The organism is Shinella sp. 20P9.1.1 (assembly GCF_057798995.1).
Genome location: NZ_JBYOLC010000020.1, coordinates 28,978 through 41,169 on the forward strand (window position 1 = coordinate 28,978; position 12,192 = coordinate 41,169).

The window sequence follows — 12,192 nt, forward strand, 5'->3', positions numbered from 1 at the left end:
TTGTAGTTAGGCAATCCGGCGACGAAGCGATGTCCTCCCGCGCTGATTGAAACCGACGATTTGATACCATGATCTGCGCCGCAGCTCATGTCGATACTGGCAACAGACGATCGCCACGCGGGCAACCATCATTGAAACCGTGGCCGACGTACAAGGGAACAGGTCATGCTTTCATTTATGAAGTCCATGGATGCAGGCCACATCATCGAGGCGCTGTCGCGCTCGCAGGCCGTGATCCAGTTCGATCTCAACGGCAATATTCTCACCGCCAACGAAAACTTCTGCAAGGCACTCGGCTACGACTTGAAGGATATCGTCGGCAAACATCACCGCATCTTCTGCGAAGCCGCCTATACAGCGAGCGACGAATACCGGCAGTTCTGGGCGAGGCTCGGGCGCGGCGAATATGATTCGTCGAGTTACAAGCGCCTGCGCAAGGACGGCAAGGAGATCTGGATCCAGGCGAGTTACAATCCGGTCTTTCGTGGCGGCAAGCCCTACAAGGTTGTCAAGTTCGCGACCGATATCACCGACGTGAAGATGCGGGCGACGGAGGATGCCGCCAAGCTCGACGCCATCTCCCGTTCCCAGGCTGTCATTGAATTCACGCCAACAGGCGAAATCCTTACGGCCAACGAGAATTTCTGCGCGGGGCTCGGCTACGATCTCTCGGAAATCCGCGGCAAGCACCACCGCATGTTCTGCGATCCCGCCTATGCGCAGACACAGGACTACGCGGACTTCTGGAAAAATCTCGCCAATGGGCAGTTCATCTCCAACGAATTCGTGCGCTACGGCAAGGGCGGCAAGGAAATCTGGATCCAGGCCGCCTATAACCCGATCCGCGATCTCAACGGCCGCGTCTGCAAGGTCGTGAAATTCGCGACCGACGTAACCGAGCGCATGTCGGCGATCAATGCGCTTGGCGGCGCGCTGAAGGCGCTTTCGGAAGGCGATCTCACGCAGAACCTCAAGACGCCCTTCGTGCCGTCCATGGAGATGGTGCGCAAGGACTTCAACGAGGCGGTTGCCGGTCTGCACGAGGCGATGCGCACGGTCGAGACGAACGCGAATGCCATTGCCTCGGGTGCGCAGGAAATCCGCTCGGCGGCGGACGACCTCGCCAAGCGGACGGAACAGCAGGCGGCTTCCGTGGAGGAAACCGCAGCCGCTCTCGACGAAATCACCACGACGGTCGGCGATTCAAGCCGTCGCGCCGACGAGGCCGGCTCGCTGGTTGCCAAGACCCGGACGGGGGCGGAAAAATCCGGCGTCGTCGTCAAGAAGGCGATCGATGCCATGGGGCAGATCGAGCAGTCGTCACGCGAAATCTCCAACATCATCGGCGTCATCGACGACATCGCCTTCCAGACCAACCTTCTGGCGTTGAATGCCGGTGTCGAAGCCGCCCGCGCCGGTGAAGCCGGCAAGGGTTTTGCGGTCGTCGCCCAGGAAGTGCGCGAACTGGCCCAGCGTTCGGCCAGTGCCGCCAAGGAGATCAAGGCGCTTATCACCAAGTCGGGTGAACAGGTGAAGAGCGGCGTGGCGCTCGTCGACGAGACGGGCCGCGCGCTTGAGGAAATCCTGACGCAGGTGCAGGAGGTTCACACGAACGTGGCGGCGATCGTCGAGGCTTCGCGCGAACAATCGACGGGCCTTCGCGAGATCAACACCGCCGTCAATTCGATGGACCAGGCGACGCAGCAGAACGCGGCGATGGTCGAGGAAAGCACGGCAGCGAGCCACGCCATGGCGCGCGAAGCCGATGCCTTGCATGCTCTGATCCGCCGCTTCCGGCTTGCCGGAAACGGTGCGGCGGGCGGGCAGGGGACGGCCCGCGCTCCACGGGCCGTCTCGCCTCAGCCGACTGCGCAACTTCACGCTGTCGCGCGCACGATGCGGTCGTCCGGCAATGCTGCGGTGGCGGAGAGCTGGGAAGAATTCTGATCACCCGATCCTGAAATGCAAAACGGCCGGCGCTATGCCGGCCGTTTTGTTGGATGCGGAGGTTGCTTCAAGCTGAGGCTTTTGCGGCCGGCGGCACCTCGGCCGGCTTGGGACGGTGGATCAGCGGCACGGCCTGCAGCACGAGGCTGTCGAGGCCTTCACCGCCGTAATTGTCGACGATATCGAAGAACTGGCGCCGCATGCGCGGCTCCCAGAACTTGTTGATATGGGTGGCGATGCCGCCGGGGCCTTCGCTTGCCGGCTGCGAATGGAAGAAGGTGGCGATCTGGTTTGCCATCCGGATGATCTTGTTGCCTTCGGACATGCTCATCTCCTAACCGTTGCCCAGGCGCCGCTCGGTGCCGGGCACGATGCGTTCCGCACCGGTGAAAATCTCGAAATCCTCGCCGCGCACCAGCGCGATCAGCGTCATGCCGGCCTCCTCAGCCGTGCGGATGGCAAGCGCCGTTGGTGCGGAAATGGCGATGATGAAGGGGCTGCCTATGATGGCCGTCTTCTGCACCATCTCGACTGAGACGCGGCTCGTCACGACGACCGCGCCGGCTTCGCCCGCGTGGCCCGCCCGGCGTGCCGCACCCACGAGCTTGTCGAGCGCATTGTGCCGGCCGACATCCTCGCGCACCGCGATGAGGCCCTGGCCGGGTACATAAAAGCCTGCGCCATGCACGGCGCGTGTCACCATATGCAGCGGCTGCTGGCCGTTGAGAAGCCGTACGGCTTCGACGACCTCGTTTTCGGAAAGTGTAAGTGATGACGAACGTACAGAGGGCGTGATGCGCACGGCCTGTTCGATCGATTCGATGCCGCACAGGCCGCAGCCGACGGGACCGGCCATGTGGCGGCGGCGGGCGGTCAGCGCGTCGTTCTGCGCGTCAGCGAGGCGGATTTGCAGGTCGATGCCTTTATCTTCCGCCAGTATCTCGATGGTCTCAATCTCGGCAGGATCGGTGATGATGCCTTCGGTGAGGCTGAAGCCGGTGGCGAAATCCTCGAGATCGGCGGGTGTCGCCATCATTACGGCATGGGTCGAGCCGGCATAGGAGAAGGCGACCGGGGTTTCCTCTGGCACGAAGCGCTCGCCATCGCTGAGCCGCCCGTTGCGGCGGGCGGCTTCCGTGACTTTGCTGTGGGTCGGAAAATCCGGCACGGGCGTTCCTATTCCGCTGCCTCCAGCTTGCCCTTGATGCGGCGGGACTGGCGCGACAGCTCGTCATATTCGACCTGCCAGTCGGACGGACCGTTCGACGGCGAGATCTGCACCGCCGTTACCTTATACTCCGGACAATTGGTCGCCCAGTCGGAGAAATCGGTGGTGATGACGTTGGCCTGCGTCATTGGATGGTGGAAGGTCGTATAGACGACGCCGGGCGAGACGCGGTCGGTGACGAGCGCTCGCAGCGTCGTCTCGCCGGCGCGGCTGGCCAGCCGCACCCAGTCGCCATCGCGAATGCCGCGGTTTTCCGCATCGTGCGGATGCATTTCCAGCCGGTCCTCCTCGTGCCAGAGCACGTTTTCGGTGCGCCGCGTCTGGGCGCCGACATTGTACTGGCTGAGGATGCGGCCGGTGGTGAGCAGCAGCGGGAAGCGCGGGCCGGTCTTCTCATCCGTCGCGACATATTCCGTGCGGATGAACTTGCCCTTGCCGCGCACGAAGCCATCCGTGTGCATGATCGGCGAGCCGAGCGGATGCTTCTCGTTGCAGGGCCATTGCACCGAGCCGACCTTGTCGAGATAGTCGTAGGAGACCAGCGCGAAGCTCGGTGTCGTCGCGGCGATCTCGTCCATGATCTCGGAGGGATGGCTGTAGTTCCAGCCAAGACCCATCGCCTGGGCGAGGTTCTGCGTCACCTCCCAGTCGGCATAGCCGTTCTTCGGCGTCATGACGCGGCGCACGCGGTTGATGCGGCGCTCGGCATTGGTGAAGGTGCCGTCCTTTTCCAGGAAGGTCGAGCCCGGCAGGAAGACATGGGCGTAGTTGGCGGTTTCGTTCAAGAACAGGTCCTGCACCACGACGCATTCCATAGCGGCGAGGCCGGCTGAGACGTGCTTGGTGTCGGGGTCCGACTGAAGGATGTCCTCGCCCTGGATATAGATGCCCTTGAACGTACCCTCGACGGCGGCGTCCAGCATGTTGGGGATGCGCAGGCCCGGCTCGTCGTTGAGCATCACGCCCCAGAGCTTCTCGAAGATTTCGCGCGTCGAGTCGTCCGAGATGTGGCGGTAGCCCGGCAGTTCGTGCGGGAAGGAGCCCATGTCGCACGAGCCCTGCACGTTGTTCTGGCCGCGCAGCGGGTTCACGCCGACACCCTCACGGCCGATATTGCCGGTCGCCATGGCGAGGTTGGCGATGGCCATGACGGTGGTCGAGCCCTGGCTGTGCTCGGTGACGCCGAGGCCGTAATAGATCGACCCGTTTCCGCCCGTGGCGAAGAGGCGGGCAGCACCGCGCAGCGCTTCGGCAGGCACGTCGGTCAGCGCCTCGGTTTCCTCCGGGCTGTGGCGCGGCTCGGCGACGAAGCTCGCCCAGTCCTCGAATTCCGACCAGTCGCAGCGCTCGCGGATGAACTTTTCGTCGTAGAGGCCTTCCGTCACGATGACATGGGCGAGTGCGGTGACGACGGCGACATTGGTGCCGGGGCGCAACGGCAGGTGGTAGGACGCCTTGACGTGAGGGGAGGAAACGAGGTCGATGCGGCGCGGATCGATGACGATCAGCTTGGCGCCCTGGCGCAGGCGCTTCTTCAGGCGCGAGGCGAAGACCGGGTGGCCGTCCGTCGGGTTGGCGCCGATGACGATGACGACGTCGGTGAACTCGACTGAATCGAAATTCTGCGTGCCAGCCGAAGTGCCGAAGGCCTGGCCGAGACCGTAGCCCGTCGGCGAATGACAGACGCGGGCGCAGGTATCGACATTGTTGTTGCCGAAGCCGGCGCGGATCAGCTTCTGGACGAGGTAGGTCTCCTCGTTGGTGCAGCGCGACGAGGTGATGCCGCCGATGGAATCGCGGCCGTATTGATACTGGATGCGGCGGAACTCGGCAGCCGTGTGGGCATAGGCCTCTTCCCAGCTCACTTCGCGCCAGGGATCGGTGATCTTTTCGCGGATCATCGGGTTGAGGATGCGGTCGCGGTGGGTCGAATAGCCATAGGCGAAACGACCCTTCACGCAGGAGTGGCCGCGATTGGCTTGGCCATCCTTCCACGGCACCATGCGCACCAGCTCCTCGCCGCGCATTTCCGCCTTGAAGGAACAGCCGACGCCGCAATAGGCGCAGGTGGTGACGACGGAATGTTCCGGCTGGCCGATCTCGATGACCGATTTTTCCGTCAGCGTCGCCGTGGGGCAGGCCTGCACGCAGGCGCCGCAGGAGACGCATTCGGATTCGAGGAAATGTTCGTGCATGCCGGGCGAGACACGGCTGTCGAAGCCACGACCCTCGATCGTCAGCGCGAACGTGCCCTGCACCTCTTCGCAGGCGCGCACGCAGCGCGAGCAGACGATGCATTTCGACGGGTCATAGGTGAAATAGGGGTTCGATTCGTCCTTTGGCATCCAGCGGGCGTTGGCCTCGCCGTTGCTGCGCGCCTTGACGTGGTTGTCGCCCTCATAGCCGTAGCGCACGTCGCGCAGGCCCACGGCGCCGGCCATGTCCTGCAATTCACAGTCGCCGTTGGCCGCGCAGGTCAGACAGTCGAGCGGGTGATCGGAGATGTAGAGTTCCATCACGCCCTTGCGGATGCTCTTCAGCCGGCTCGTCTGGGTATGGACGACGAGGCCGGGTGCGACGGGCGTTGTGCAAGAGGCGGGTGTGCCGTTGCGGCCCTCGATCTCGATGAGACAGAGGCGGCAGGAGCCGAAGGCATCGACCATGTCGGTGGCGCAGAGTTTCGGCACTTGGATGCCGGCCTCCATGGAGGCGCGCATGATCGAGGTACCCTCGGGAACGGTGATCTCGTTCCCGTCGATGGTGAGCGTTACCATCTTTTCCGAACGGGCGGCGGGCGTGCCGAAGTCGATTTCAGGAACGAGGGACATGGGAACCTCCGGATCGTCTCGCGCCGCATTTCAGCGGCGACTTGGGTTCAATTCTTACGACTTCGCCTCGGCGAGCGTCGCCGCGACGAGTGCATTGGCATGGCCGTGGCCGAGACCGTGCGTTTCCTTGAGGAAGGCGACGATCTGCATATGCGTCTTGCCCTCCTGCGCGCGGACGATGGCTTTCCAATGCTCGATCGGCTGGCCGTATTTCTTCTCGATGGAGGGGAAATAGGAGGCCGGGCCTTTGACCTTCTCCGTCTCGCTCATTCCGCAGCCTCCACCATCGGTGCCGGGGAGAAATCCTCCGGGAAATGGGTCATGGCGCTCATGACCGGGTAGGGCGTGAAGCCGCCGAGCGCGCAGAGCGAGCCGAACTTCATGGTGTTGCAGAGATCGGCGAGCAGTTCGCGGTTCTTCTCCGGCTCGATACCCTGTGCGATCTTGTCGGCGGTCTCGACGCCGCGTGTCGAGCCGATGCGACAGGGCGTGCACTTGCCGCAGCTCTCGACGGCGCAGAACTCCATGGCGAAGCGCGCCTGTTTCAGCATGTCGACCGTGTCGTCGAAGACGGTGATGCCGGCATGGCCGATCAGGCCGTCCTTGGCGGCAAAAGCCTCGTAGTCGAAGGGCGTGTCGAACAGCGCGCGCGGGAAATAGGCGCCGAGCGGGCCACCGACCTGCACGGCGCGCACCGGGCGGCCGGAGGCCGTGCCGCCGCCGATCTCATCGACGATTTCGCCGAGCGTCAGGCCGAAGGCGGTCTCGTAGAGGCCACCATGTCTGACATTGCCGGCGATCTGGATCGAGATCGTGCCGCGCGAGCGGCCCATACCGAAGTCCCGGTAATAGGCCGCACCCTTGTCCATGATGATGGGCACGGAGGCGAGCGAGATGACGTTGTTGACGACGGTCGGGCGGCCGAGAAAACCCTGAAGCGCCGGCAGCGGCGGCTTGGCGCGTACGATGCCGCGCTTGCCTTCCAGGCTATTGAGCAGCGCGGTTTCCTCGCCGCAGACATAGGCGCCCGCGCCGACGCGGATTTCCATGTCGAAGGCTTTGCCGGAGCCGAGCACCGAGGGGCCGAGCACCCCGGCGGCGCGGGCGACCGCGACGGCCTCGTTCATCACGGCGATGGCGTGCGGATATTCCGAGCGGGTATAGACATAGCCCTTGGTGGCACCGGTCGAGAGGCCGGCAATCGCCATGCCCTCAATCAACACGAAGGGATCGCCTTCCATGATCATGCGGTCGGCGAAGGTGCCCGAATCGCCCTCATCGGCATTGCAGACGATGTATTTCTGGGCGCCGGGCGCATCGTGCACGGTCTTCCACTTGATGCCGGTCGGGAAGCCGGCGCCGCCGCGGCCGCGCAGGCCGCTGTCGGTGACCTCCTTGACCACGTCGAGCGGAGCCATGGCGATGGCCTTTTCCAGGCCCTTCAGGCCGCCATGCGCCTTGTAATCGTCAAGCGAGACGGGATCGATGAGGCCGCAGCGGGTAAAGGTGAGGCGGGTCTGGTTTTTCAGGAACGGAATGTCTTCCGTTCCGCCAAGACAGAGCGGATGGGCTTTGCCCTCCAGCAGGCCGGCATCGATGAGTCCCGCGACATCGGACGGTTTCACCGGGCCGTAGGCGATGCGGCCCCCGGCCGTCTCGACCTCGACCAGCGGCTCCAGCCAGTGCATGCCGCGCGAGCCGTTGCGCACGATGACGATATCGAGCTTGCGGGCATGGGCTTCGGTCGAGAGCGCCTTGGCGACGCGGTCGGCGCCAAGGGCGAGCGCTGCAGCATCGCGGGGAACGTAGAGGCGAACGGTCATGAGCGGGCCTCCGCAATGAGGTCTTTCGCAAGGTCGGCATCGACCCGTCCATGCACCTCGCCGTCGAACATCGCAGCGGGTGCGCAGGAACAGAGCCCGAGACAGTAGATGGGCTCCAGCGTCACGGCACCATCCAGCGTCGTCTGGTGAAAATCGATGCCGAGCAGCGCCTTGATGCGCTCGGCGACCGCATCTCCGCCCATCGACTGACAGGCCTCGGCGCGACAGAGTTTCAGCACATGGCGGCCCGTCGGGTGGTCGCGGAAATCGTGATAGAAGGTGACGACGCCGTGCACTTCTGCGCGCGACAGGTTCAGTTCGCGCGCGATGACCGGCAGGCTTTCCTGCGGCACATAGCCGAACTCGGCCTGAATTTCATGCAGGATGGGAAGAAGCGGCCCTTCGAGCCCCTTCAGTTCGCTGACGATCGCTAGCGTTCTGGCGCCGACATCGCTGCCGGTAACGTGCACATTCATGGCCAGGCCTCCCAACCGACACGAATGAACCACGGTCAGAATACGGGTTCCGTCGCGCCGATGCTATTGAAATTCTTCGGCGAAGACCGGAACCCTGTCGATCCCCGCAGCATATCCGCACAGCTTCTCAGTCGGGGGGCGGCGGGTCAATAAAGGAAAGCCGTTGCCTGATAGGAAATTCCTATCAATCCATTCCCTTCTCGGCCAGCACGCGCGCTTCGTGCAGCAGGGCGGAGACGAGCGGCGTGAAGGGCTCGCGATGGGTGGCGACGAGGCCGACCGTGTGGTGCGGTTCGGGGTCGATAAGGGAAACTATACTGATTTCCTCAGGAAATCCAAAGGATTTTGCGACATTGCGCGGCATGATGCTCGACCAGCGTCCGGTGCGGACATGGGAGAACAGCACGATCATCGAATTGGCTTCGAGCGACGGCTCCACCGTAACGCCGGCCTCAGCGAAATGGCGGTTGATGATGCGGCGGTTCTGCATGTCGGCGGTCAATAGGCAAAGCCGAACGCTGCCGGCCTCCTGCCAGGTCACGGTTTTGCGATCGGAGAAGGTGTTGCCCTTGGCGGTGATCAGGCAATAGTGCTCGTGCAGCAGCGGCACGCTGGTGACGCGGCCGAGCGGTTCGTTTTCGAGATATGTGAGGCCGGCATCGATCTCGAGATTTTCGAGCAGGCCGAGAATCTTGATCGAGGTCGTGGAGACGATCGAGAAGGTGACGTCGGGGTGCTTTTCCTGGAAGGGCGCGGTGATGCGCGGCACCATGGCGAGCGTCGTCGGGATGGCGGCCAGGCGGATATGGCCGGAAAGGCCTTTTCGCGCCGCGCGCATCTCCTCGCGCATGGTACGGGTGTCGCCGACGATGCGGCGCGCCCATTCCAGCACGCGCTGGCCCTCCGGCGTCAGGCCCTGGAATCGTGAGCCGCGCACGACGAGCATCACGCCGAGCTGGTCCTCCAGCTGGCGGATCGCCGCCGACAGCGTCGGCTGCGAGATGCCGAGCTCCTCCGCTGCGCGGGCAAAATGCCGCTCGCGGGCGAGCGCGATGAAATATTCGAGCTTGTCTATCATGTCAGAAGTGCGCCTCCGCTCTCTTGATACAAAAGAACAGTGGCGGCACCAATGGGCTCCGCCCTATATCTGGTGCGACGCAGCGAAAACGAGGAGGACGAGGATGACGTTTCAGGCACTGTTGGTAGAGAAGGCCGCCGATGGCGCGGTGACGGCATCGATCCAGACGCTTGACGACACGCGGCTTCCCGATGGCGATGTCACCGTCGCGGTGGAATATTCGACGCTGAACTACAAGGACGGGCTTTGCATCAATGGCAAGGGCGGGTTGGTGCGCACCTTCCCGCACGTGCCGGGTGTCGATTTCGCCGGCACGGTGGAGGCTTCCGACGACCCCCGCTACCGGCCGGGCGACCGGGTGGTGCTGACCGGCTGGCGTGTCGGCGAGGTCTGGTGGGGCGGTTATGCGACCCGCGCCAAAGTGAAGGCCGACTGGCTGGTGCCGCTGCCGGAGGAACTGTCGACCCGGCAGGCCATGGCGATCGGCACGGCGGGGCTCACCTCGATGATGTCCGTCATCGCGCTGGAAAAGGCCGGGCTGTCGCCGTTGAAGGGCGAGGTTCTGGTGACGGGGGCGGCCGGCGGCGTCGGCTCGGTGGCCGTGGCGCTTCTGGCGCGGCTCGGCTATTCGGTCGCGGCTGTCACGGGGCGGCCGGAAACGGCAGGCTATCTCAAGGAGCTTGGTGCGGAAGCGGTCATCGACCGCGCGGACCTGGCCGAACCGAACAGCAAGCCGCTCGAATCCGAGCGCTGGGCGGGGGCGGTGGATGCCGTCGGCGGCGACATGCTGGCGCGGGTGCTGAAGCAGATGAAATATGACGGGGCCGTCGCCTCGGTCGGTCTTGCGGCGGGCGCTGGCGTGCCGTCCTTCACGGTCATTCCGTTCCTGCTGCGCGGCGTCAGCCTGCTCGGCATCGATTCTGTGAACCGCCCCTATAACCAGCGTGTCGATGCCTGGAACCGCATCGCCTCCGACCTGCCGATGGATAAGCTTGAGGCCATGGTCGTCGAGCACCGGCTTTCCGACTTGCCGAATCTGGCCAACCAGATCCTGGAGGGCAAGGTGAAGGGGCGCGTGGTCGTCGACGTCAACGCCTGACGGGCCTGACGGGCCTGACGGCGAAAGCGGTCAGCAGATGAGCTGGCCGCCGTTCACCTCCAGCACCTGGCCGGTGATGTAGCCGGACAAGGCATTGGAGGCGAGGAAGAGATAGGCGGGGGCGCAGTCTTCCGCCGTGCCGAGCCGTTGCAGCGGGATCGTCTTGCGCGTCGCTTCCAGCTTCTCGGCGGAGGAGTAGCGTTCGTGGAAATCGGTGGTGATGGTGCCGGGCGAAACGCAATTGACGCGGATGCCATCGGGCGCAAGCTCACGGGCAAGGCCCTTCGAATAGGTCGAGACGAAGGCTTTCGTCGCCGAATAGATCGCCGAGCCGGGGCTGCCGCCGGTCAGCGCGGAAATCGACACAGTGTTGACGATCGCGGCTTGCGGTGCCCGGCGCAGCGAACGCAGAAGCGAACGCGTCACCTCGACGACGGAGGTCTGGTTGAGGCGCACGACGGTTTCGTACTGTTCGTCGGTAAGGTCGGCGGCCGGGAAACGGCCGACCATGGTGCCGGCATTGTTGATGAGCACGTCGACATGCGGAAAGAGGCTATCGGTCAGCTCGAGGATCGCGCCGATGCCGCCTTCCTCCAGGAAATCCGCATAGACGATGTGGGCACGCGCTTCCGCCACCGCGATGTCGAGGAATTCGGGGAGCGGTCCCGCCGGGGCGCGGCCACCATGCAGCAGCACATGGGCGCCGCAATCGAGGAACTGCCGGGCGATCTCCAGGCCGATACCGCGGCCGGCCCCCGTCACGACGACATTGGCGCCCTTGAACAAGGCTGGATGAAACATGTGCTGTCCTCCCGGTCACCTGCGATCCGCGCAGTATCACAAAAAGTGGCGCACACTCCAAGAAGGCGGGATCGATCAATTGATGTGCTTTCGTTTTCGCATATGATGAAAAAAAACGAAAGCAGTGGGAGGTGTCTATGTTTCTGACGGGTCGACAGGCGGAGATCGTGGATCTCGCCAAAACCGAGGGCCGCGTGCTCGTGGAAGACCTGGCATCACGTTTTTCCGTGACGCCGCAGACCATCCGCAAGGACCTGAACGACCTCTGCGACAACAAGGTTTTGACGCGCATCCACGGCGGCGCGCTGTTCCCGAGCGGCAACGAGAATGTCAAATACGAGGCGCGTCGCTCCATCGCGGCCCCCGAAAAACAGGCGATCGGCCGTGCCGCCGCCGCCGTGATCCCGGACAATTCATCGCTCTTCATCAATATCGGCACGACGACGGAGGCCGTTGGCGAGGCGCTGCTCGACCACAAGGAATTGATGGTCATCACCAACAATATCAATGTCGCCAATCGCTTGCGCGTCTATCCCTCGATCGAGGTGGTGATTGCCGGCGGCGTGGTGCGTGGGGCGGATGGCGGCATCGTCGGCGAAGCGGCCGTCGATTTCATCCGCCAGTTTAAGGTGGACTACGCCGTCATCGGCGTTTCGGCCATCGACGAGGACGGCGCGCTGCTCGATTTCGACTATCGCGAGGTGAAGGTGGCGCAGGCGATCATTGCGAATGCCCGCCATGTCATCCTGGTTTCGGATTCGACGAAATTCGAAAGGACAGCACCGGTGCGCATCGGCCACCTCTCGCAGGTCCACACGTTCATCACCGACAGCTGTCCTTTCGAGGGCATCCGGGCCATTTGCCAGGAACATGACGTGCGTCTTGTGGAGACCGCTTCACAGGCCTGACATA

Annotated in this window: 11 protein-coding genes; 3 read left to right on the forward strand and 8 right to left on the reverse strand. The window is 63.8% G+C overall.

Going from position 1 to position 12,192, the window contains the following annotated elements; translation table 11 throughout:
• Positions 1 to 165 precede the first annotated feature (165 nt).
• A complete protein-coding gene (locus AC27VQ_RS24105; RefSeq protein WP_488718316.1) occupies positions 166 to 1,947 on the forward strand; it encodes a methyl-accepting chemotaxis protein in 1,782 nt (593 codons plus the stop codon).
• 67 nt (positions 1,948 to 2,014) lie between these two features.
• Here the strand turns inward: AC27VQ_RS24105 and AC27VQ_RS24110 are convergent, their stop codons facing one another.
• From AC27VQ_RS24110 to AC27VQ_RS24140, 7 genes are all read right to left on the reverse strand, one after another.
• Positions 2,015 to 2,278, reverse strand: a complete 264-nt coding sequence (locus tag AC27VQ_RS24110; protein ID WP_488718317.1) for a formate dehydrogenase subunit delta — start codon at positions 2,276 to 2,278, stop codon at positions 2,015 to 2,017.
• Between the two features lie 3 nt (positions 2,279 to 2,281).
• On the reverse strand, positions 2,282 to 3,115 hold the full coding sequence (gene fdhD, locus AC27VQ_RS24115; RefSeq protein WP_488718318.1) for a formate dehydrogenase accessory sulfurtransferase FdhD: 834 nt from the start codon (positions 3,113 to 3,115) through the stop codon (positions 2,282 to 2,284).
• A gap of 8 nt (positions 3,116 to 3,123) precedes the next feature.
• Entirely contained in the window at positions 3,124 to 6,003 is a 2,880-nt protein-coding gene (gene fdhF, locus AC27VQ_RS24120; protein ID WP_488718319.1) for a formate dehydrogenase subunit alpha, read from the reverse strand.
• 54 nt (positions 6,004 to 6,057) lie between these two features.
• Positions 6,058 to 6,273, reverse strand: coding sequence for a DUF4287 domain-containing protein (locus AC27VQ_RS24125; protein ID WP_488718320.1), 216 nt, complete (start codon positions 6,271 to 6,273; stop codon positions 6,058 to 6,060).
• Positions 6,270 to 7,826 carry a formate dehydrogenase beta subunit gene (locus tag AC27VQ_RS24130; protein WP_488718321.1) on the reverse strand — a complete coding sequence of 519 codons (1,557 nt, stop codon included), beginning with the start codon at positions 7,824 to 7,826 and terminating at the stop codon, positions 6,270 to 6,272. Before AC27VQ_RS24130 ends, AC27VQ_RS24125 begins: the two co-directional genes overlap by 4 nt.
• Complete coding sequence (locus tag AC27VQ_RS24135) at positions 7,823 to 8,302, reverse strand: formate dehydrogenase subunit gamma (protein WP_313522307.1); 480 nt, start codon at positions 8,300 to 8,302, stop codon at positions 7,823 to 7,825. Before AC27VQ_RS24135 ends, AC27VQ_RS24130 begins: the two co-directional genes overlap by 4 nt.
• Positions 8,303 to 8,486: 184 nt before the next feature.
• Positions 8,487 to 9,380, reverse strand: a complete 894-nt coding sequence (locus tag AC27VQ_RS24140) for a LysR family transcriptional regulator (protein WP_488718322.1) — start codon at positions 9,378 to 9,380, stop codon at positions 8,487 to 8,489.
• Positions 9,381 to 9,483: 103 nt separating this feature from the next.
• Here AC27VQ_RS24140 and acuI point away from each other — a divergent pair, with 103 nt between their 5' ends.
• Complete coding sequence (acuI, locus tag AC27VQ_RS24145; RefSeq protein ID WP_488718323.1) at positions 9,484 to 10,479, forward strand: acrylyl-CoA reductase (NADPH); 996 nt, start codon at positions 9,484 to 9,486, stop codon at positions 10,477 to 10,479.
• A gap of 30 nt (positions 10,480 to 10,509) precedes the next feature.
• Here the strand turns inward: acuI and AC27VQ_RS24150 are convergent, their stop codons facing one another.
• A complete protein-coding gene (locus AC27VQ_RS24150; RefSeq protein WP_488718324.1) occupies positions 10,510 to 11,280 on the reverse strand; it encodes an SDR family NAD(P)-dependent oxidoreductase in 771 nt (256 codons plus the stop codon).
• A gap of 137 nt (positions 11,281 to 11,417) precedes the next feature.
• Between AC27VQ_RS24150 and AC27VQ_RS24155 the strand changes: the two genes are divergently transcribed.
• Positions 11,418 to 12,188, forward strand: coding sequence for a DeoR/GlpR family DNA-binding transcription regulator (locus tag AC27VQ_RS24155; protein WP_313522315.1), 771 nt, complete (start codon positions 11,418 to 11,420; stop codon positions 12,186 to 12,188).
• The last annotated feature ends 4 nt before the right edge of the window (positions 12,189 to 12,192 follow it).